The organism is Streptomyces sp. NBC_01363, assembly GCF_026340595.1.
Classification (GTDB): Bacteria; Actinomycetota; Actinomycetes; order Streptomycetales; family Streptomycetaceae; genus Streptomyces.
The window spans coordinates 1138978-1159632 of sequence record NZ_JAPEPF010000002.1; the positions used below are offsets into that span (position 1 = coordinate 1138978).

The window sequence follows — 20655 nt, forward strand, 5'->3', positions numbered from 1 at the left end:
CTGCGGGTGTCCATGGCTCCACTTCCCCGGCGGCCGACCCGGCACCCCTGTGAGCCGCGCGACGGGGTGACGGTTGATCAACTGGCCCTGTGTGCACCCTTGGCGACCCTTGAGCAATGTGACATATTACTGACGTGCTCACGAGACACCCCTTGGATGTCGTCATCGTCGGGGCCGGAATGGTTGGCGCCGCCTGCGCCTACTACACCTCCCGGTCCGGACTCTCCGTAGCCGTCGTCGACCGCGGGCCGGTGGCCGGCGGCACCACCGGAGCCGGCGAGGGCAACCTCCTGGTCTCCGACAAAGTGCCGGGACCGGAGCTGGAACTGGCCCTGCTCTCCGCCACGTTGTGGCAGCGACTGTCCGAGGAACTGCCCCCGGACATCGAGTACGAGCTCAAGGGCGGTGTGGTCGTCGCGGCGACCGAGGACTCCCTGACCGCCTTGTCCGCGACGGCCGCCGCTCAGCGGGGGGCGGGCGTCGCGGCGCACCACCTCACCCCCGACCGGCTGCGCGAACTCGAACCCCATCTCGCGCCGCACCTGGCCGGCGGCTGCCACTATCCGCAGGACGCTCAGGTACAACCAGCCCTGGCGTCAGCGGAGTTGCTGCGTGCGGCCACGCGTGCCGGTGCGCTTGTCCGGCCGGGTGAGGAGGTGGTGGGGATCCTCAGGGACCGGGAGGGCGCCGTGTGCGGGGTACGGACGAACCGGGGCGAACTGCGAGCCCCCGCAGTCGTCAACGCGGCGGGCACCTGGGGCGGCGACCTCGCCGCACTGGCCGGGGTGAACCTGCCGGTCCTGCCGCGCAGGGGGTTCGTACTCGTCACCGAACCACTGCCTCGACTGATCCGGCACAAGGTCTACGCGGCGGAGTACGTGGCCGACGTGTCGAACGGGTCGGCGGCGCTGCAGACCTCGCCCGTGGTGGAGGGGACGCCCTCGGGTCCGGTACTCATCGGGGCGAGCCGTGAACGGGTCGGCTTCGACCGGACGTTGTCCGTTCCGGTGGTCGCCCGGCTGGCGGCCCGGGCCGCCGACCTCTTCCCGGTGCTCGCCGATGTGCAGGTACTCCGGGCCTACCACGGGTTCCGCCCCTACCTGCCCGACCATCTGCCCGCGATCGGACCGGACCCCCGGGCGCCGGGGCTGTTCCACGCCTGCGGCCACGAGGGCGCCGGAATCGGGCTGGCGCCCGCGACCGGACTGCTGATCGCCGACGCGGTCCGGGGGAAGCGGACCGCACTCGACCTCGCACCGTTCGCCCCCGACCGGTTCGATGCCACATGCCCTGTCCCATGACGGTGGAGAGCGGGGCGCCCGTGCCCCAGGAGAGGACCCCGTGAGACGCACCCGTGCACGCACCCCCGCCGAACTCGTCGGGGCCGAGCCCGAACCGGAGTTCCGGCTCACTTTCGACGGCCGCCCGATCCGCGGACTGCCGGGCCAGACCATCGCCGCCGCACTCTGGTCGGCGGGCATCCTGACCTGGCGCACCACCCGTGTTCACGGCCGGCCACGCGGCGCCTTCTGCGCCATCGGTGCCTGCTACGACTGCCTGGCCACCGTCAACGGCCGGCCCAACCAGCGCGCCTGTCTGCTGCCTGCCGCGCCGGGCGACGTCATCACCACTCAGGAGGGCGACGGGCATGCCGCACTCGACGGATGACCGCCGGGCACGGGAGACCGGGCGCGCCGCGCTCGCCGTGGTGGGAGCGGGTCCGGCGGGCCTGGCCGCGGCCGTCACCGCCGCCGACCACGGGCTCGACGTGGTGCTCCTGGACGCGGCCACCGCGCCCGGCGGGCAGTACTACCGCAGCCCGGCGGACGGGCTCGGCGCCACCCGGCCCGAGGCCCTTCACCACCGCTGGCGCGCCTTCGCGGAACTCTCCGCACGGCTCGCCGCGCACCGCGACACCGGCGGGATCCGCCATCTCACCGGCCACCAGGTGTGGACGGTCGAACGAACCGGCGACGGGGACTGGATCCTGCACGCGGTCACCGGGGGCGACGAGGAGGCCCGCACCGCCGTCCGGGCCCGCCGCATGGTCCTGGCGACGGGGGCGTACGAGCGCCAACTCCCCTTCCCGGGATGGACACTTCCGGGTGTGGTGAGTGCGGCGGGGGCCCAGGCCATGCTCAAGTCCGGGCTGGTGCTGCCGGGGCGCCGGATCGTGGTGGCGGGGAGCGGTCCGCTCCTCCAGGCGGTCGCGCTCTCGCTGACGCGTGCGGGTGCGCGTGTCCCGGCGCTCGTCGAGGCTGCCGGGTACGGGGCGTATGCCCGTGCTCCGCGGGTGCTGGCGGTCAACCCCGGCAAGGCGGCGGAAGGGGCGCGGTTCGGGGCGGCGCTGGCCCGTGCCGGGGTCCGGGTGCTGGCACACCGGGCGGTCACCGAGGTGCACGGCGACGAGCGCGTGGAGGCGGTGACCGTCAGCAGGGTGGACCGTCGATGGCGCCCTGTCGCGGGGACCGGCCGCCGGATCGCCTGCGACGTGCTCGCCGTGGGACACGGGCTGGTGCCGCAGCTGGAACTCGCCGTGGCAGCCGGCTGCGGCACGCGTCCGGGCCCCGACGGCACGCACGCCGTCATCCTTGACGAGCAGCTCAGGACCACCGTCCCCGGCGTCTGGTCGGCCGGTGAGACCGGTGGGATCGGAGGTGTCGAACTCGCCCTGAGCGAAGGTGAGTCGGCGGCGCTGTCGATCATTCGTGAGGTACGGGGCGGGGTGCGGCGGCAGGACGCGCGCAGAGCGGTCGCGCTGCGACGCTCCCGGCGCCGGCTGCGGGCCTTCGCCGAGCTGATGGGGACCGTGCACCGGCCGGGCGCCGGGTGGAGCGAGTGGCTGACCGGCGATACGGAGGTCTGCCGTTGCGAAGAGGTCACCGCGGGCCGGATCCGCACGGCGTGCGAGGAGCTGGGAGCCGGTGACGCCAGGACCGTCAAGCTGCTCACCCGGGCCGGAATGGGGTGGTGCCAGGGCCGGACGTGCGGATTCGCCGTCCGTGAACTCGCCGCACACGGCGTCGGGCAGGACCCGGGCGGGCCCGACCGGCGCCCGCTGGCCTGCCCCGTGAAGCTCTCCACGCTCGCCGAACTGGCCGACCCCGGGTAGCCCGGCCACCTGCCCCCGGGGCCGGACCTCCCCGCCCCCTCACAGCCATTCCTGCCCCGGAGCCCGACGGCCCGCCCGTTCGGGTTCCCGCACACCGGAACGCCGCGTTCGCCAACCGTCGTCCGCGTATCGCCACACCGTGACATGTCACCCCTCTCAAGGAGCCACGATGCAGACGAACACCCACCCGCGCACCCGCCCCTGGCACGGGGTCATGGTCGCCACCCCGGTCACCTTGCGCGACGACTGCACCATCGACTACGACGCCTACGCCACCCATGTGCGGCAGCTCATCGAGGCGGGCTGCGACGGAGTGGTGCCCAACGGCTCACTGGGGGAGTACCAGACCCTGACCGACAGCGAACGCGAGCAGATGGTCCGGGTCGCCGTCGAGGCCGCGGGCGACGGCAGCCGCGTCATGCCGGGCGTCTCCGCCTACGGCAGCGCGGAATCACGGCGCTGGGCGGAACAGGCCGCCGAGGCGGGCGCCGGTTCCGTACTGCTCCTGCCGCCCAACGGATACCGCTGCGAGGACGAGGCGGTGCGTGCCCACTACGCCGAGGTGGCCGAGGCCGGGGTGCCGGTCGTCGCGTACAACAACCCGTACGACACCAAGGTGGATCTGACACCGGACCTGCTCGCCCGACTCCACCAGGACGGCAGCATCGTGGCCGTCAAGGAGTTCACCGGAGACGTCCGCAGGGCGTACGAGATCGCCGAAAAGGCGCCCGGTCTCGACCTGCTCGTGGGTGCCGACGACGTACTGCTGGAACTGGCACTGGCCGGCGCCGTCGGGTGGATCGCGGGTTGCCCGAACATGCTGCCGTCCTGCTGCGTCGATCTGTACCGGGCCGCTGTCACCGGTGACATGGCAACCGCCCTGCCGCTGTACCGGGAGCTGCACGAGCTGCTGAGGTGGGACTCGAAGCCGGAGTTCGTCCAGGCCATCAAGGCGTCCATGGACGTCGCCGGACGCCACGGCGGCCGTACTCGACCGCCGCGGCTCCCGCTCCCCGCCGACGACGAAGCGGCCGTACGTGCCGCGACGGAGAAGGCGCTCGCCGGGGGTCTCCACTGAGAACGGCGCCCGGCCCGTACGTCCGGGCGGAGCCGCGCCAGGCCCTGCCCGGACCGGCCGGTTCCGTCCCGTTCCCGTGTTCTTCGTGTACGCCGTGACCCATCAGGGGGAGCCTTGCAGACACGTCACATCTTCCATGCCGTCGACTCGCACACCGAGGGCATGCCCACCCGCGTCATCACCGGGGGCATCGGCACCATCCCCGGTGCGACGATGGCCGAACGGCGCAGCCACTTCCAGGAGCACCGCGACGCCGTACGCACCCTGCTCATGTACGAACCGCGCGGCCACGCCTCCATGAGCGGCGCGATCCTCCAGCCGCCCACCCGGCCGGACGCGGACTACGGAGTCCTCTTCATCGAGGTCTCCGGCTATCTGCCGATGTGCGGGCACGGCACCATCGGGGTGGCGACCGTCCTGGTGGAGACCGGCATGGTGGAGGTCACCGAACCCGTCACCACCGTGCGGCTGGACACCCCGGCCGGGCTCGTCAGCGTCGACGTACAGGTGACGGACGGCGCCGCCACCGCCGTGACCCTCACCAACGTTCCGGCGTTCAGCGTCGCGCTCGACCGGACGGTGGACGTCCCCGGCTACGGGAAGCTGCGCTACGACCTCGCCTACGGCGGGAACTTCTACGCGATGCTTCACCTGGCCGACCTCGGGCTGCCCTTCGACCGGGCGCGCAAGGACGACATCCTGGCCGCCGGGCTCGCCCTGATGGACGCGGTCAACGCCACCGACCGGCCCGTCCACCCCGAGGATCCGCACATTCACGGCCTCAAGCACGTGCAGTGCATCGCGCCCGGGTCCGACGCCCGCCACTCCCGGCACGCGATGGCCATCCACCCCGGCTGGTTCGACCGATCACCCTGCGGGACCGGCACCTCGGCCCGCATGGCCCAGCTGCACGCACGCGGTGAACTCCCCCTGGACACCGACTTCGTGAACGAATCCTTCATCGGCACCTCGTTCACCGGACGGCTCGTCCAGGAGACCACCGTGGGCGGACTGCCGGCCGTTGTCCCCACCGTCACCGGCCGCGCCTGGATCACCGGTACCGCACAATTCTTCCTGAACCCGTCCGACCCCTTCCCCGAAGGATTCCTGCTGTGAATCTTCCCCTGCTCGGCGCCGACGACATCGAGGCCCTGGGACCGACCGGAGCCGTGGACGCACTGGAGGCGGCGCTGAGCGGGGGACTGGATCCGGAAACGGCACCCGCCCGGCACCATGTCACCGTGCCGGGCGGGGAGCTGCTGATCATGCCCGCCACCACCCGGCAGGTGACCGGAGTGAAGATCGCCGGGGTCGCGCCGGACAACCCGGCGCGCGGCCTGCCCCGGATCACCGGAAGCTATCTGCTGCTCGACGCCGCCACGCTGCTGCCACTCGCCCTGCTGGACGGGGCCGCGCTCACCACCCTGCGTACACCGGCCGTGTCCGCACTGGCGATCCGCCACCTCACCGGGCCCGTCGTGCGCCATCTGGTGCTCTTCGGAACCGGCCCCCAGGCGTACGGGCATCTGGATGCGGTGCTCGCGGAACGCCGGGTCGAACGGGTCACCGTGGTCGGCCGCAACCCGCACCGGGCCGAGGCACTGGCCGAGCACGCCCGCCGGCTCGGCGTGGACGCCCGCGCGGGGCAGGGGCACGGTGCCGGTGAGGTCGCCACGGCCGATCTGGTGCTCTGCTGCACCACCTCCGCCACCCCGCTGTTCGACGGTTCCCTCGTGCCGGACGGGGCGACGGTCGTCGCGGTCGGCTCGCACACCCCCGATGCCCGGGAGGTGGACACCGCGCTGGTGTCACGCTCCGCCGTCATCGTCGAATCGCGGTCGGCGGCGCTGTCGGAGGCGGGCGATCTGCTGATCCCGCTGGCGGAGGGCGCCTTCGGGGCCGAGGGCATCGTCGCCAACCTCGCCGAGCTGGTGACCGGTCGCAACATCGAGGGGAAGCCGGCCGACTTCGAGGGCCCCCGGTTCTTCAAGAGCGTCGGGATGGGCTGGGAGGACCTCGCTGTCGCCGCGGCGGTGCACCGGAATTCGACGCCTTGAACGAGTTGTCCACAGCTCCGGAACGACGGGCCCTGGCGGAAACGTGACATTGTATTCTGAGGCCCCGCACGGCGCTGGAGGAACACATATGGCCCGCCTGACGACGCTCAACGCCATCTCCGCGCAGGAGCACTTGCGTGACCGGGTGGCAAACGCCCTCAGGGCGGCCCTCATCGCGGGGGAACTCCGTCCGGGGGTGATCTACTCCGCTCCCGCGCTCGCCGCCGACTTCGGGGTGTCCGCCACCCCGGTCCGCGAGGCCATGCTCGACCTGGCTCGCGAGGGCCTGGTCGAAGCCGTACGCAACAAGGGCTTCCGGATAACGGAGTTGACCGAACAGGATCTCGACGACTTCACCGAGCTGCGGGTCATGATCGAGGTTCCCACCGTCGGACGCATCGCCCGGATGGGCAGGACCAGGGAGCTGGAGGCGCTGCGGCCACTCGCCCAGGCGATCGTCGCAGCCGCTGCCGAGCACGACATCCTCGGCTATCTGGAGGCGGACCGCCGCTTCCACCTCGAACTGCTCGGGTTGGCGGGAAACCGCCGCTTGGTGGAGGAGGTCGGCAATCTGCGCAAGCGATCACGCCTCTTCGGGCTGAACCGGCTCGACGAGACGGGGCTGCTGGTCCAGTCCGCGGAGGAACACGGCCAGTTGCTCGACCTCCTGATCGCGGGGAACGCGGAGGACGCGGAGCGGTGCATGCTGGGGCATATGTCACATATCAGGAGCCTCTGGGCCGAGGACGAACCCGATGACACCGGCGCGGGAGGCAAGCGGATCAGCAGAGTGAGGATGCCGGCCGCAGAGGCCTGATCCACCGCGCACCCTGCCGCCGCCGTTCGGCTCTCGTCCTTCAACGGCCGCCCATCGGGCGGCCGTTGAAGGACACTCTCAGGCCCCGGTCTCCAGCAGCGAGGCCATCCACTCCTCGATGCCGTCGGCGGTGCGCGGCAGCGCGGACGACATGAGGCGAGCACCGTCGGCCGTGATCACGAGGTCGTCCTCGATCCGCACCCCGATCCCGCGCAGCGACCGGGGCAGCGTCTCGTCATCGGGCTGGAGGTAGAGCCCGGGCTCCACGGTCAGCACCTGACCGGCTTCCAGGCGCCCGTCCAGATAGGTTTCCGCACGCGCCTGCGCACAGTCGTGCACGTCCATGCCGAGCATGTGGCCGCTGCTGCAGAGCGTGTAGCGGCGGTAGAAGCCGTTGTCCGGATCGAGCGCCTCGTCCGCGGACATCGGCAGCACGCCCCACGCGTGCAGCCCTTCGGCAATGACCCGCATGGCCGCCAGATGGAAGTCACGGAATCGTGCTCCCGGGCGCAGGGCCGCGATGCCCGCGTCCTGGGCGGCGAGCACCAGCTCGTAGACAGTGCGCTGCACGGGGGAGAAGCGGCCGGACAGCGGCAGGGTGCGGGTGATGTCGGCCGTGTAGAGCGAGTCGGTCTCCACCCCGGCGTCCAGGAGCAGCAACTGGTCGCGTTCCAGCGGTCCGTCGTTGCGGATCCAGTGCAGGACGCAGGCGTGCGCCCCGGCGGCGGCGATCGTGGAGTAGCCCGGACCGTTCCCCACCAGCCGGGCCCGCAGATCGAAGACGCCCTCGATCCAGCGCTCGCCGCGCGGGTGCCGCAGCGCCTGCGGCAGGCTTCGCACCACGTCCTCGAACCCCGCCGCCGTCGCGTCGACGGCCTGCTGCAACTGGCCGGTCTCATAGGGGTCCTTGACGAGGCGGAGCTCACTGATCACCGCTTTGAGCCCGGCCGGAGCCGAGCGTCGGTGCGGGAACGCGCGGCAGGAACGCAGCAGTTCGTCGACGGACGGGTCCACGCCGCCCAGCACCCGCACCGGTGGCTGCGGCCCGGTGAGCAGCTTCTCCCAGGCGTCCAGATGCGCGCAGCGGATGCCGGTCAGCCGGGTGGCCTCCGCCAGGTCGGGCCTGCGGCCGACCCAGAACTCCCCGTATCTGCGGTCGCGGTAGAACTCCTGGCCGGTGCGCGGTGACCGGGGTCGCAGATAGAGCACCGCCTCGTGGCGCTCGTCGCCGTCCGGCTCCAGGACGAGGACATGGCCGGCCTGGTCCTCGCCGGTGAGGCCGGTGAGCCAGGCATAGCCGGTGTGCGGCCGGAAGCGGTGGTCGGTGTCATTGGAGCGGACGGCGAGCGCGCCCGCCGGGATGATCAGGCGCTCGCCGGGGAAGCGGGCGGCCAGCCGGGCCCGGCGGGCGGGGGTGGCGTCGATGGAGGGGACACGAAGGTCCGTCGGCAGCGGGGACTTGGCCCACCCGGTGCCCATGAAGGCGTCCAGGGCGGGTGACACCGGCAGGTCGTGGCTGCCGGTGCGGGGCGCGGAGAAGGAACGGGACACGGGCATTGCTCCTCGGGGGCTCTGTGGGACCGGGGGCGGGGCCGGAATTCCGGCTCTCCGGGGACACGGTGGTGCGGTGGTCGGGAAACCGGCGGTGGCGGCCGACACGTTCGGGGCCGCGTGTCATATCCCGTGCTGCGACGAGAAGTTGTCGCGCGGATGAATGTGCGCGAGAGGGGTTCCAAAGAACATGTGACATGTGCCATTGTACAGCGCGCAAGAGGAACGGAGCCGTGCTCATGTCACGACGTGAGTGCAGTTCAGACCCGGTTCGCCACCGGCCTCTTGCATTCCCCCACAACCGCGCCCTGTCGCGCGGTTACCACTCCGCTGGGAGGCGGCACGTGAAGAACCTCATGGTTCGACAGAGAATAACCGGATTGTCCACTGTGGTCCTGGCAGCATGCCTGGGCGTGGGCCTGTTCACGGCACCGAGCCAGGCCGTCGAGCAGCGCCCCGCCGCGTCGGCCGCGTCCCCCCACTCCCCGGGCGCCGCTCAAGGACGGGCGGAAACCCGGACCGAGGACCCCGGCGGCCCCACCGCCGAGGCGCTGACGGCACCCGCCGACGATGCCGCTCACGTCGAACGCAAGTCGCTCAAGGCCGCCGACCGGCCGCCACTGTCCGCGTCCAAGGACGCGCTCAAGCGGGACTACGACGACCAGGCCACCGCGCTTCCGAGCCACCCGGCACCTTCGATGAAGGCCGAGAAGCGCCGCGCCAAGAAGCTCGGCAAGGCCGCGGCCGAGTGCAACACCACCGATTTCACCAACAACACCGGAAGCGCCCTGGTCGAGAAGGTCAAGGCGGCGACCACCGACTGCGTCAACACGCTGTTCCGTCTCAAGGGCCAGGACGGCTACAACGCCTTCCGCGAGGACCAGATGGTCACCATCGCCGATGCCATGCGCGACGCGTCGGCCTCCTACCCCGGTGACAGCAGCACCGGCATGCCCCAGCTGGTCCTCTTCCTCCGGGCCGGCTACTACGTGCAGTACTACGACCCCGACACCGTCGGAGAGTACGGGCCGCGCCTGCGCACGGCCATCCAGGGCGCGCTCGACGGCTTCTTCGGCTCCTCGCACGCCTTCGACGTCACCGACGCCAACGGCGAGAGCCTGTCCGAGGCGATCATCCTGGTCGACAGCGCCGGGGAGAACGCCCGTTACCTGAACATCGTCAAGCGGATGCTGGCTGACTACGACTCCTCGTACAACAGCTCCTGGTACATGGTCAACGCCGTGAACAGCGTGTACACGATCATGTTCCGTGGTCACCAGGTGCCGGAGTTCATCAGCGCCATCGAGGCCGATTCCAGCGTGCTGAACTCCCTGCACGACTTCGCCGCGAACCACCTCGACCTGCTGGACACCAAGCAGTCGTTCCTTGTCTCCAACGCGGGACTCGAGCTCGGCCGCTTCCTCAAGGAGGACTCGCTGCGCGCCAAGGCGAGCCCGCTCGCGGTCGACCTGATGGGCAAGAGCTCCATCGACGGCCCCACCGCCCCGCTCTGGGTCAATCTGGCCAAGATGGTCGACGCCTACGACAAGGACAACTGCGCGGCCTACGGCGCCTGTGACCTCGCGCAGCGTCTGGAGAAGGCCGTCCTGCCGGTGAAGCACACCTGTAGCGACAGCATCACCATCCGGGCGCAGGACATGACCGCGGAGGAGCTCGAAGCCAGCTGTACCAGCCTGCGCGGCCAGGACGCCTACTTCCACGAGGTGGCCCGGGACAACGGCGCGGTCGCCGACGACAACAACAAGACCATCGAGGTAGTGGCCTTCAACTCCAGCACCGACTACCAGACCTACGCCGGAGTGATCTTCGGCATCGACACCAACAACGGTGGCATGTACCTGGAGGGCGACCCCAAGGCCGAGGGCAACCAGCCCCGGTTCATCGCCTACGAGGCCGAGTGGGCCCGCCCCGACTTCCAGATCTGGAACCTCAACCACGAGTACACGCACTACCTCGACGGCCGCTTCGACATGTACGGCGACTTCGCCGCCGGAATGACCACCCCGACCGTCTGGTGGGTGGAGGGCTTCGCGGAGTTCGTCTCGTACTCGTACCGCAAGGTCACCTACGACGACGCCGTCGCCCAGGCCGCCAACCGCACCTACACCCTGCGGACCCTGTTCGACACCACCTACGACAACGCCGACCAGACCCGCGTGTACAACTGGGGCTACCTGGCCGTCCGTTACATGCTCGAATCCCACCGCTCCGACGTCGACACCCTGCTCGGTCTCTACCGCAAGGGCGACTGGGACGGCGCCCGCACCCTGCTCACGTCGACCATCGGCAGCCGTTACGACGCCGACTGGAACACCTGGCTGGCCGCCTGCGCGGCCGGTGCCTGCGGCGGCGGGTCCACCAACCCGCCCGGTGAGATCACCGAGTGCAAGGACGCCGACACCAGGCTGCTGGGCCAGAACTGCATGCGCAGCGGGCTGAAGGCCGTCAAGGGCGACTACGCCTACCTGGCCGTCGTCATCCCGGCCGGCACCACCCAGCTGAAGATCACCGCCTCCGGCGGCACGGGTGACGCCGATCTCTACTACAGCTCGCAGGAGTGGGCGACCACCAAGGTCTACACCGACAAGTCCGTCGGCGCGGGCAACGAGCACACCCTGACCGTCAACAACCCGGCGCCGGGCTACCACTTCATCAGCCTCTACGGCACCGAGGCGTTCGACGGAGCCAAGGTCACCACCGAGTTCTGATCCCTACGACCCCCACGGTATCGGTCGGCCGAGTGGTGATCCCGCTCGGTCGACCGGTGCTGTTCCTCTCCTCCGGGGCGCGTCCGCCGGACACGGCCCGGAGCTCACAACAGCCGCAGGACGCCCGGCCCGTCGTTCCGCAGGATCTCCACGAGCTGCTCGAAGAGCGTCGGTCCGCGCCCCGCGAGTGCCTCGTCGAGCCTGCGGCGGAGCGCCGCCCGGTTGCTGGGGTGGGCCCGGTCCAGGCTCCGCCGCAGCTGCCGGGCCGTCTCCTCGTGGCCCAGGGCCCGTGCGGAGAGCGCGTGGTCCCGCCACTCGAATACGAAGTCGCCGTCGTCCGGGGTGCCCATCCCGCCGTGCAGGCAGTCCGCGAGGGCGTCGAAATTGCGGCCGAAATATCCACCCGGGCCGTTCACGGCCTCGCCGATCACTTCCCAGAACTGCTCCAGGCCGGTGACCCGGGAGCCGTCGATCACATAGGTCACGGTCATGGGGGGAGGGTACAAGTCGTGGAGCGTCGGGTTCGTTTTCCGGCCCCGGAACGTGATCCGCGCCGCAGGTGGGGGTCTACGGCGCGGATCGGTCCGGAGGGGCCGGGCTTCAGCAGCCCTGGTCGATCAGGTCGAAGGTGGCGTAGTGGTCGCCGGTGTAGTAGTCCTCCTGCGCCTTCTCGCCGGTGACGATCCGGCGGGCACCGCGGGTCGGTGAGCCGGGGGTGACGACCGTGTACTCGTGGTAGTAGCCGGCGCTCTGGCCGGGCAGGACGCCTTCACGGTTCTGGAAGACGGAGCCGTCCTGCGAGTACGGGAACGGGCCGCCCGCGTCGATCAGGTCGAGGGTGTCGTGCGCCTGGGCGGGCAGCGCCGAGTAGCAGATGCTGCCGACCGACGTGATGGAGACGGAGGTGGAGGAGGCGGTGGATGCGGTCGAGGCGGTGGCCGTGGTGGCCGGGGCGCCGACGAGGAGGACGGACAGGAGGGCGGCTGCGCCACCGAGCGTGGTGATCCGTGGGGGGATTCGCATAGCCACCATGATGACGCGCGTAGACACGGTCCCGTCAACGCCAACCGATGTGAATTTTTTGGAAGTTAACCCGAGGGGGAAATGTGTCACGCAGATGTCCGGCAGTTCTCCGGCCGGTTCCGGTTCTCCGTTCACTTATTGATGAGTCGACAAGCGTGGCGGACCGTCAGCGGGGCATGCATCCCGTGAACGTGTTCCGTGAAGGAGTTCCACGAGAAGCATCCGACACGGAGACCGGGACCACGAGAAGGGGGCGATTCACTGTGCGGGCGGGGGAAATGATGGAACGTCAGGGAGATGCCGATTCCATGGAGGGCGAGACCTCGCACGAACCGGGGGCGAAGGAGCGGCAGCCGGTCCGGCTGCATCGCCGACTGGCCCACACCGATCTGGCGGCCGTGGGTGAAGTGCGCCATGCGTTACGCGAGTTCCTGCGCTACCGGTGGAGTACCGAACCGGCCCAGGTGGCGGAGCTCCTGCTCAGCGAGCTGGTGACCAATGCGCTGATCCACACGGGACGCGGCGCGGTCGTGACGGTGAGTGTGGCGCCCGCCAGATTACGGGTGGAGGTTCGGGACTTCGTGTCCGGGCTGCCCCTGTCGTACGTACCGAACGCCGACGACGGTACGCATGGCCGAGGGCTCCTCCTGGTGCGGAGCCTCGCGGACGCCTGGGGAGTCAGCGCCCATGCGCCGGGCAAGGTCGTCTGGTTCGAGCTGGACGGCGAAAGGCCCTGACGGACCGGAAGGGAACCGGGCCGTCAGGGCCTGTGACTGCGGATCAGCCGAACTGCTGCTCCAGATCCTTCAGTTTCCGCTCCAGCGAGTCCAGCCGGGGCAGTGCCTGGGTGTCGTCCTCGGCGGTGAGGTCGACGGTGACCGGTTCATTCGGGCTCCGGTCCGGGGCGGCGGCGCTCGGACCCGTCACGGCTTGCAGGGATGGCCGGGGGCGCAACGGCAGTTGTCCCGGCTCGGATATGGCGGGCTCCACGACGGACGCGGAGCCCGCCGTGGGGGCGATGGCCTGGACGTCCACCTGGGTGCCGCCGCGGCCGACCCGGCGCCAGGCCCGGTTCTGCCGGTTCAGCGCCTTGATGTGGGCCCGGTCCAGCTTCTCCTGGTCCTTCCTGCGGAGGCGGTTCTGCTCCTTCTCCCGCCTGTCCTCACGTACCTCGTCGACCGCCTCGTCCAGCGTGCGTACGCCTTCCAGCAGCATCAGCGACCAGGCGCCGAAGGTCTCCCGAGGGGCGCGCAGCCACCGGACGATCCGGATCTGCGGCAGCGGACGAGGCACCAGGCCCTGCTCGCGCAGCGCGGCCCGGCGGGTCTGCTTCAGGGCCCGGTCGAAGAGCACGGCCGCCGAGAGCGACATCCCCGCGAAGAAGTGCGGGGCGCCCGCGTGGTCGATCCCGCGCGGTGCGTGCACCCAGTTGAACCAGGCGGCGGCGCCGGCGAACGTCCACACGAGCAGGCGCGAGCCGAGCGCCGCGTCACCGTGGCTGGCCTCGCGCACCGCGAGTACGGAACAGAACATGGCCGCGCCGTCGAGGCCGAAGGGGACGAGGTACTCCCAGCCCCCGGAGAGGCCGAGGTTCTGCTCGCCGAAGCCGACGAGCCCGTGGAAGGAGAGTGCGGCGGCGACCGCCGCACAACAGAACAGCAGGACGTACGAGGCGGTGGCGTACAGGGCCTCCTTGCGTCTGCGACGCTCTTCGCTGCGTTCCCAGCTGTCCTCGACCGCGGATGTGTCAGCGGCGCGCTTGCCGCGCGCGACCACCGCCACCGCCGCCAGGACTCCCACGAGCAGCACGGCGCCCGGAAGCAGCCAATTCAGCGATATGTCGGTCAGTCTCATGCGCGGTCCCTTGCATTGCGTAGGGCATTTCGGGCGCCATGATTGCCGAAACCCCATCATGCACAGGGGGTTTCGGGGCAAGAGAACGCCATTGGGTCGGCACGGCGTACGGAAGACCGGGGTCGGCTCGAATGCCCGCACGCGACCGATGAGTTGCGTTCGAATTGTACTACTCGCGCGAGTGGTGTTGATCAGTGAGCGGGCGTCAGCTTCCGCACCCGGTCGGCGTCACGGGTACGCGGGCAGGTGACGCAGGTGTCCTCGGGGCGCAGCGTGTAGAACAGACAGCAGCTCGCCCGGTCGCGGGTGGGCAGCGATTCGCCGTCCGGTCCGGTCAGATCGCGGAAGCCCGCGGAGCCGACGTACGGCTTCGTGGTGCCCGGCAGGAGCGCCTCCAGCTCGGCCATCGCCCGTCGTTCCTCGCCGAGCAGATGGGCGATGTACCAGAGCCCCTCGACGATCTCGTCCGTCGCCATGCCCCACAGCGCGCGCCTGCCGCGCCGCATCCGAGGCCCGAAGCCGTCGAGCACCGGGCCGATGTGGTCGGCCACCGCCGCGAGCACCTCGGCCCGCAGTTCCGTCTCGTCGGATACCACGCGGGCGCCCGGCAACGCGGCGGCCGGATCGTCCGGCAGGCAGGCGAACTCCCTCACCCGGAGGGTCAGATGACCCAGCGCCCGCTGGAACGCCACGTCCCCGACGGGAATTCGGGGCACCCGCCGATGCAGGAACCAGGGCACCGTCACCAGCAGGCAGGCGGGCCAGGCGTAGCGGTGCAGCCCGAAGCTGGCGACCACGTCGGGGCGGGGCTGTTGCCCGTAGTCCCGCACCACCTGGGCGTGGTCCCAGGCGAGGAAGTCGTCGAGCGCGGCGCCCCCCGCCGCCAGTTCGTCGGCACCCACCCAGCCGGTGCCGCGAGGGGCGGTCTCGTCATCGGCCAGCACCTGCGCGCGCAGCCCGGGAAAGACCTCGGCCAGGCGCGTGTAGGCGTCCGTCACGGCGGACGCCGTGGCGCCGGGGAGCAGGGCGGGGAGTGTCATGCAGGGACCACCGAATCGCGACCGTTTGCAGGTTAGCCTTACCTTACCCGACCGGATCGATGTTTGAACTGCGGCGTCCTGCGCCTATCGTGCACAAGAGGCATGGCGTACGCGAGCCGCGCCCGCGTCCGGCCGAGGAGGTCCGAGTGGAGCAGGGCAGAGCGCGTGAGGCGTACGGGACCGCCGCGCCCGCGACCGTCCCCGCGGTCGTCCGGGTGCCCGAACAGACGCGTGGCGAGCAGGCGCGTGGCGAACACACCCACAGCGAGCCGCCCGCCCCGCGCGCGGTGGTGCAGCGGCACTCCGTACGCGGCCAGATCCTGGAGGCGCTGCGCGCCGCCCTGGTCGACGGCCGGCTGGCTCCGGGGCAGGTCTATTCGGCCCCGGCTCTTGGCGCCCGGTTCGGGGTCTCCGCCACACCGGTGCGCGAGGCGATGCAGCAACTGGCCATCGAGGGCGCCGTCGAGGTCGTACCGAACCGAGGGTTCCGGGTGTCCGAGCGCGGCCCGCGCGAGCTCGCCGAGCTGGCCGAGGTACGCGCCCTGATCGAGGTCCCCGTGATGCTGCGGCTGGCCCGAACCGTCCCGCCCGGTGCCTGGTGCGCCCTGCGCCCGCTGGCCGAGGCCACGGTGGCCGCCGCGGCCGTGGGCGACCGGGCCGGCTATGCCGAGTCCGACCGGGCCTTCCACGGCGCGGTCCTCGCGCTCTGCGGCAACGAGCAGCTGGTGCAGGTCGCCGACGACCTGCACCGCCGCTCACAGTGGCCGCTGGAGAGCAACCCCGTCACCCGCCGCGCCGACCTCCTCGCCGACGCGGCCGAGCACACCGCTCTGCTCGACGCGCTGATCGCCCAGGACCTGGCCGTGGTGCAGTCGCTGGTACGGGAGCACTTCACCGGCGCCGAGGGCTGACCGGGCGCGGCGCCCCGGACCCGGGCCCGCCCGGCCCCGGCCTCAGTTCGCCTCGGCCGTCTCCGCGGGAGGCGGGTCCAGATGCGGCGCCAGCCACGTCGGCACGCCCCCGAGCAGCCGGAACAGCCGGCCCGCCTCGGCGCGCAGCCGGGTCGCCAGCTCGGGCTCCGGCTCGGAGTCCGCGAGGGCGATGAGGGCCGGAGCCGTACCGATCAGATAGCCCAGCTCCTCCCTTATCCGCAGGGACTCCGCGAAGCCGTGCCGGGCCTCCGCCAGCTCGCCCTCGCGCAGGGCCAGCAGGGCGAGATGGCGCCAGGTCGAGGAGAGCAGCAGTGCGTCCCCCTGGGCGGTGGCTCCGGCGTGGGCCCTGCGGTACGCGGCGCGCGCGGCCTCCGGCGAGTCGGCGATGTTCTGCGCGATCAGACCCCGCCGGAAGTCCAGCAGCGGGCGGCCCGGCGCGGACGGGGCGAGCAGCGCGGCGGCCCGGCTCAGCGCGACACTGGCCTCGTCGGCCCGGTCGCGTACCCCCAGGAGTGTCGACGCGTACGCCAGATGGCCGCGCTCGCACGCGGCCGCGCCGCGTTCGTCGTCGTCGTGGGCCAGCGCCTCCGCGGTACGCAAGGCGTCCTCGGCGTCGGTCCAGCCCTTTCCGGTGTACAGGCACCGTTCGGTCAGCAGGGCGGTCCGCTGGAGCGCGGCGGCCGGATCGGTGTCGGCGCCGGGTTCGAGCAGAGCTGCGGCGTCCGTCCAGCAGGCGCGTGACCGCAGCCGCCATACCGCTGTCTGGAGCGGCGGATCGTCATCTGCTGTCGTTCCGGAACCAGACATGGCGGTATGCGCCACATTGCCCTCCCCTAGCGCGCCATCGAGCTGTGAGTCTGGCCGCATCTCAGCACGGATCTGCACGCCGGGCCAAGGGGTCGTTCAATCTCAGGTGAAAGATTTCACAAACGAACGGAGCCGCCAACAGCCGTGACAGGGCCGGGAAATCAGCTCATACGCAGGGCGAGGAAGAAATCGAGCTTGTCCTCCAGGCGCGAAAGGTCACGTCCCGTCAACTGCTCGATTCGCCCCACCCGGTAGCGCAACGTGTTGACGTGCAGGTGGAGCCGGGCCGCGCAGCGGGTCCACGATCCGTCGCAGTCCAGGAACGCCTCCAGCGTCGGGATCAGCTCCGCGCGGTGGCGCCGGTCGTAGTCGCGCAGCGGGTCGAGCAGGCGTGCGGTGAACGCGCGGCGCACGTCGTCGGGGACGAACGGCAGCAGCAGCACGTGCGAGGCCAGCTCGTGGTGTCCGGCCGCGCAGACCCGGCCGGGGCGGGCCGCCGCCACCCGGCGGGCGTGCCGGGCCTCCTCCAGGGCACCGCGCAGTCCCTCGGGCGAATGGACGGCCGCGCTGACACCCAGGGTCAGTCGGCCGTCGTCGGCGAGGCCCGCGGAGAGCGGTTCGCGGACCGCGGCGAGCAGCACATCGGCATGGAGCGCGGGATCCACGCCCGCCTCGGTGTGCGCGGCGTCCCGGTCCGGCGCGGGCGCGGTGACGGCGGGCAGCGGTACGAGGGCGACGGCCTCCTCGCCCGTATGGGCGACCGCGATCCGGTCCGCCGAGTCGGGGCCGGTGACCGCGGGGTCGACCAGGATCTCCTCCAGCAGCGCCTGGGCGACCGGGCCGCCCGCGACGGCGGAACCGGACCCCGCCGGGGCGCCGGCGGCGGACTGGCCCTCCGCGCCGCCCCACTCGACCCGCGCCACCACGACCTGCCAGTGCGGTGCGGACCCGAGCCCCGGCAGCAGCACCGGGGCCGCGACCCGCAGCCGGGCGGCGATCTCGGCCGGCGGGGCACCCGTCTGGACCAGTTCCAGGACTTCCTGGGCGAGCCTGCGGCGTACCGTACGTGCCGCGTCGCGCCGGTCCCGTTCGACGGCGATCAGCTGGGTGACGCCCTGGAGCAGATCCAGCCGGGCCGGCGGCCAGTCGCTCGCGTCCGCCTCGACCGCGAGCAGCCAGTCCGAGAGCACCGACTCACGGACGTCGCGGGAGGCCGGGACGGCGCCGCGGCCGGTGTTCCGGATCGGGAAGAGCGAATACGCGGTGCCGTCGACCGTGGCCCGGTGCGGGGCGCGGCGGCCGGTGCGGGTGGCGGCCAGATGGTGGCCGGCCAGTGCGACGCCGACCGGTCCGGGCAGTGACGTTTCACCGGCGCCCGCGATCTGCCGGCCGGTGGGGGAGAGCACCCAGGCATGCAGGTCGAGGTCGGATCCGAGCAGATCCAGGACCACCTCGGGCCCGCCGCCCGCCGGGCCCGAGGTCATGAGCCTGCGGTGCCGGTCCACGACCGCCGCCAGATCGCCCGCCCGCTCACCGGACACCTGGCGCACCACATGCTCGGTGATCGTTGCGAACGCGACGGTCTCATGGACGGCGAAGAGCGGCAGCCGGTGCCGCGCGCACGCCTCCACCAGATCGCCGGGGATGTCGCCGAGCTCCGCCTCGCCCGCCGCGAGCCCGGCCACGCCGGCACCCGCCAGGATCCGTACGAACGGCTCCGAGTCCGCCGCGTCCCGGCGCCAGGCCAGGCCCGTGAGGACCAGCTCGCCGCCCGACAGGTAGCGGCTGGGATCCCGCAGGTCGGTGGTCATCACGCCGCGGACCGAACGGTCCAGCTCGTCCTCGCCGCCGAGCAGCCGCAGGCCCAGCGCGTCGGTCTCCAGCAGTGCGCGCAGCCGCATCTCGTCGCCGCCGATCTCTTTCGTTGGTGCGGGTGAAAACTGGGTAATGCGGTGAGGTTACTGATCCCCGCGATTCGTTCGAATCTACAAGACGAGGAGATCGGCCAGCCAACTCCTTCATGGTTTCGGTGACTGCACCGGGTGGAGCACGGCTTGTGTACTTGGCCCCACACCGCGTTAACAACACATGAACGACCAGTCGAGGGTCGGCCGCACCCCGCCCCCAGCCCCCAGTGAACGACCCGATTGAGAAGAAGAGAGCCACTCATGGACTTCCTTCGCCCCGCCAGCTGGGAGGAGGCGCTCGCCGCCAAGGCCGAGCACCCGACGGCTGTGCCCATCGCGGGTGGCACCGATGTGATGGTCGAGATCAACTTCGACCACCGGCGGCCCGAGTACCTCCTGGACCTGAACCGCGTCGGAGAGCTGACCGAGTGGGAGGTGGGCCGGGAGAGCGTACGGCTCGGCGCCTCCGTCCCGTACAGCCACATCATGGAGCACCTGCGGGCCGAGCTGCCCGGACTGGCGCTCGCCTCGCACACCGTCGCCTCGCCCCAGATCCGCAACCGCGGCGGCGTCGGCGGCAACCTGGGCACCGCCTCGCCCGCCGGGGACGCCCACCCGGCGCTGCTCGCCGCCGGCGCCGAGGTCGAGGCCGAATCCGTACGCGGGACCAGGATGATCCCGATCGACGCCTTCTACACCGGCGTCAAGCGCAACGCCCTCGAACCGGACGAACTGATCCGGGCGGTGCACATCAGGAAGGCCGACGGGCCGCAGCAGTACTCCAAGGTCGGCACCCGCAACGCGATGGTCATCGCCGTCTGCGCCTTCGGCCTGGCCCTGCACCCCGAGACCCGCACGGTGCGCACCGGCATCGGCTCGGCCGCCCCCACACCCGTACGGGCGAAGGCGGCCGAGGAATTCCTGAACGCCGCGCTCGAAGAGGGTGGTTTCTGGGACAGCCGCACGATCATCACCCCGTCCATCGCCAAGCAGTTCGCCCTGCTCGCCGCCGGTGCCTGCAACCCGATCGACGATGTGCGCGGCACCGCGAGCTATCGCCGGCACGCGGTCGGCATCATGGCCCGCCGCACCCTCGGCTGGACCTGGGAGACGTACCGCGGCAACGGCCGCAGCACCGAAGGAGCTGCCTGATCATGCGCGTCAATTTCACGGTCAACGGCCGCAGGCACGAGGCGGACGACGTCTGGGAGGGCGAGTCCCTCCTCTACGTGCTGCGTGAACGGATGGGCCTGCCCGGCTCCAAGAACGCCTGCGAGCAGGGCGAGTGCGGCTCCTGCACGGTCCGCCTGGACGGTGTGCCGGTCTGCTCCTGCCTGGTCGCGGCGGGCCAGGTGGAGGGGCGCGAGGTCGTCACGGTGGAGGGCCTCGCCGACTTCGCCGCCCACCGCTCCGAGCAGCACCCGGGCAGCGGCTGCGCCTCCGGCACGTGCGGCACGGCGCTGGACAGGGCCCGGCAGTGGCAGGCCAAGCCGGCCGGTGAGGAGACCCGGGACAGCGGTGAACTCTCCCCGATCCAGCAGGCGTTCATCGACGCCGGAGCCGTCCAGTGCGGCTTCTGCACCCCCGGCCTGCTGGTCGCCGCCGACGAGTTGCTGGAACGCAACCCGGAACCGTCCGACGCGGACATCCGCGAGGCGCTCTCCGGCAACCTCTGCCGCTGCACCGGCTACGAGAAGATCCTCGACGCGGTCCGCCTCGCGGCCGCCCGCGCGGAAGAAACGGTCTGA

At 71.4% G+C, this 20655-nt stretch carries 19 protein-coding genes; 12 read left to right on the forward strand and 7 right to left on the reverse strand.

Features of this window, described 5'->3' with window-relative positions; all coding sequences use genetic code 11:
- The first annotated feature begins 134 nt into the window (after positions 1-134).
- The 7 genes from OG611_RS32940 (at position 135) to OG611_RS32970 (ending at position 7064) form a co-directional block, all read left to right on the forward strand.
- On the forward strand, positions 135-1301 hold the full coding sequence (locus OG611_RS32940) for an FAD-binding oxidoreductase (RefSeq protein WP_266428591.1): 1167 nt from the start codon (positions 135-137) through the stop codon (positions 1299-1301).
- 40 nt (positions 1302-1341) lie between these two features.
- A complete protein-coding gene (locus OG611_RS32945; protein WP_266428593.1) occupies positions 1342-1668 on the forward strand; it encodes a (2Fe-2S)-binding protein in 327 nt (108 codons plus the stop codon).
- Entirely contained in the window at positions 1649-3112 is a 1464-nt protein-coding gene (locus OG611_RS32950; protein WP_266428595.1) for an NAD(P)/FAD-dependent oxidoreductase, read from the forward strand. The genes OG611_RS32945 and OG611_RS32950 overlap by 20 nt, the downstream gene beginning before the upstream one ends.
- Before the next feature lie 169 nt (positions 3113-3281).
- Entirely contained in the window at positions 3282-4190 is a 909-nt protein-coding gene (locus tag OG611_RS32955) for a dihydrodipicolinate synthase family protein (RefSeq protein WP_266428597.1), read from the forward strand.
- A 114-nt stretch (positions 4191-4304) separates the two neighbouring features.
- Positions 4305-5306 carry a proline racemase family protein gene (locus tag OG611_RS32960; protein ID WP_266428599.1) on the forward strand — a complete coding sequence of 334 codons (1002 nt, stop codon included), beginning with the start codon at positions 4305-4307 and terminating at the stop codon, positions 5304-5306.
- Positions 5303-6247 (forward strand): ornithine cyclodeaminase family protein, encoded by a 945-nt coding sequence (locus tag OG611_RS32965; protein WP_266428601.1) that lies wholly within the window; start codon positions 5303-5305, stop codon positions 6245-6247. The genes OG611_RS32960 and OG611_RS32965 overlap by 4 nt, the downstream gene beginning before the upstream one ends.
- Before the next feature lie 88 nt (positions 6248-6335).
- Positions 6336-7064 carry a GntR family transcriptional regulator gene (locus OG611_RS32970; RefSeq protein WP_266428603.1) on the forward strand — a complete coding sequence of 243 codons (729 nt, stop codon included), beginning with the start codon at positions 6336-6338 and terminating at the stop codon, positions 7062-7064.
- A 78-nt stretch (positions 7065-7142) separates the two neighbouring features.
- On the opposite strand, the gene OG611_RS32975 is transcribed toward OG611_RS32970, so the two are convergent.
- Positions 7143-8621, reverse strand: a complete 1479-nt coding sequence (locus OG611_RS32975; protein WP_266428606.1) for an aminopeptidase P family protein — start codon at positions 8619-8621, stop codon at positions 7143-7145.
- A gap of 350 nt (positions 8622-8971) precedes the next feature.
- On the opposite strand from OG611_RS32975, the gene OG611_RS32980 reads away from it, so the two are divergent.
- The gene (locus tag OG611_RS32980) at positions 8972-11344 is read left to right on the forward strand and encodes a M9 family metallopeptidase (protein ID WP_266428608.1); all 2373 of its coding nucleotides are present in this window, start codon (positions 8972-8974) and stop codon (positions 11342-11344) included.
- Positions 11345-11448: 104 nt separating this feature from the next.
- On the opposite strand, the gene OG611_RS32985 is transcribed toward OG611_RS32980, so the two are convergent.
- A complete protein-coding gene (locus OG611_RS32985) occupies positions 11449-11835 on the reverse strand; it encodes a barstar family protein (protein ID WP_266428611.1) in 387 nt (128 codons plus the stop codon).
- 109 nt (positions 11836-11944) lie between these two features.
- Positions 11945-12367: a ribonuclease domain-containing protein gene (locus OG611_RS32990; RefSeq protein WP_266428614.1), complete on the reverse strand. Its 423-nt coding sequence runs from the start codon at positions 12365-12367 to the stop codon at positions 11945-11947.
- A gap of 374 nt (positions 12368-12741) precedes the next feature.
- Between OG611_RS32990 and OG611_RS32995 the strand changes: the two genes are divergently transcribed.
- Positions 12742-13104, forward strand: coding sequence for an ATP-binding protein (locus OG611_RS32995; protein WP_323180334.1), 363 nt, complete (start codon positions 12742-12744; stop codon positions 13102-13104).
- A gap of 43 nt (positions 13105-13147) precedes the next feature.
- On the opposite strand, the gene OG611_RS33000 is transcribed toward OG611_RS32995, so the two are convergent.
- Both OG611_RS33000 and OG611_RS33005 read right to left on the reverse strand, forming a co-directional pair.
- Positions 13148-14221, reverse strand: coding sequence for a DUF2637 domain-containing protein (locus tag OG611_RS33000; RefSeq protein WP_266428618.1), 1074 nt, complete (start codon positions 14219-14221; stop codon positions 13148-13150).
- Between the two features lie 191 nt (positions 14222-14412).
- The gene (locus OG611_RS33005; protein WP_266428621.1) at positions 14413-15261 is read right to left on the reverse strand and encodes a (2Fe-2S)-binding protein; all 849 of its coding nucleotides are present in this window, start codon (positions 15259-15261) and stop codon (positions 14413-14415) included.
- Between the two features lie 146 nt (positions 15262-15407).
- Here OG611_RS33005 and OG611_RS33010 point away from each other — a divergent pair, with 146 nt between their 5' ends.
- Positions 15408-16172: a GntR family transcriptional regulator gene (locus OG611_RS33010; RefSeq protein ID WP_266428623.1), complete on the forward strand. Its 765-nt coding sequence runs from the start codon at positions 15408-15410 to the stop codon at positions 16170-16172.
- Positions 16173-16214: 42 nt separating this feature from the next.
- Here the strand turns inward: OG611_RS33010 and OG611_RS33015 are convergent, their stop codons facing one another.
- Positions 16215-17000, reverse strand: coding sequence for a hypothetical protein (locus OG611_RS33015; RefSeq protein ID WP_266428625.1), 786 nt, complete (start codon positions 16998-17000; stop codon positions 16215-16217).
- Between the two features lie 161 nt (positions 17001-17161).
- Positions 17162-18901, reverse strand: a complete 1740-nt coding sequence (locus OG611_RS33020; RefSeq protein WP_266428628.1) for a PucR family transcriptional regulator — start codon at positions 18899-18901, stop codon at positions 17162-17164.
- Positions 18902-19168: 267 nt separating this feature from the next.
- On the opposite strand from OG611_RS33020, the gene OG611_RS33025 reads away from it, so the two are divergent.
- Complete coding sequence (locus OG611_RS33025; protein WP_266428631.1) at positions 19169-20059, forward strand: xanthine dehydrogenase family protein subunit M; 891 nt, start codon at positions 19169-19171, stop codon at positions 20057-20059.
- A 2-nt stretch (positions 20060-20061) separates the two neighbouring features.
- Entirely contained in the window at positions 20062-20655 is a 594-nt protein-coding gene (locus OG611_RS33030) for a (2Fe-2S)-binding protein (protein ID WP_266428633.1), read from the forward strand.

What these genes read in the sequence shown, in the direction of transcription:
- OG611_RS32950 (WP_266428595.1), top strand. Translation starts at nt 1,649, where the DNA reads ATGCCGCACTCGACGGATGACCGCCGGGCACGGGAGACCGGGCGCGCC.
- OG611_RS32955 (WP_266428597.1), top strand. Translation starts at nt 3,282, where the DNA reads ATGCAGACGAACACCCACCCGCGCACCCGCCCCTGGCACGGGGTCATG.
- OG611_RS32970 (WP_266428603.1), top strand. Translation starts at nt 6,336, where the DNA reads ATGGCCCGCCTGACGACGCTCAACGCCATCTCCGCGCAGGAGCACTTG.
- OG611_RS32975 (WP_266428606.1), bottom strand. Translation starts at nt 8,621, where the DNA reads ATGCCCGTGTCCCGTTCCTTCTCCGCGCCCCGCACCGGCAGCCACGAC.
- OG611_RS32980 (WP_266428608.1), top strand. Translation starts at nt 8,972, where the DNA reads ATGGTTCGACAGAGAATAACCGGATTGTCCACTGTGGTCCTGGCAGCA.
- OG611_RS32985 (WP_266428611.1), bottom strand. Translation starts at nt 11,835, where the DNA reads ATGACCGTGACCTATGTGATCGACGGCTCCCGGGTCACCGGCCTGGAG.
- OG611_RS32990 (WP_266428614.1), bottom strand. Translation starts at nt 12,367, where the DNA reads ATGCGAATCCCCCCACGGATCACCACGCTCGGTGGCGCAGCCGCCCTC.
- OG611_RS33000 (WP_266428618.1), bottom strand. Translation starts at nt 14,221, where the DNA reads ATGAGACTGACCGACATATCGCTGAATTGGCTGCTTCCGGGCGCCGTG.
- OG611_RS33005 (WP_266428621.1), bottom strand. Translation starts at nt 15,261, where the DNA reads ATGACACTCCCCGCCCTGCTCCCCGGCGCCACGGCGTCCGCCGTGACG.
- OG611_RS33015 (WP_266428625.1), bottom strand. Translation starts at nt 17,000, where the DNA reads ATGTCTGGTTCCGGAACGACAGCAGATGACGATCCGCCGCTCCAGACA.
- OG611_RS33020 (WP_266428628.1), bottom strand. Translation starts at nt 18,901, where the DNA reads ATGCGGCTGCGCGCACTGCTGGAGACCGACGCGCTGGGCCTGCGGCTG.
- OG611_RS33025 (WP_266428631.1), top strand. Translation starts at nt 19,169, where the DNA reads ATGGACTTCCTTCGCCCCGCCAGCTGGGAGGAGGCGCTCGCCGCCAAG.
- OG611_RS33030 (WP_266428633.1), top strand. Translation starts at nt 20,062, where the DNA reads ATGCGCGTCAATTTCACGGTCAACGGCCGCAGGCACGAGGCGGACGAC.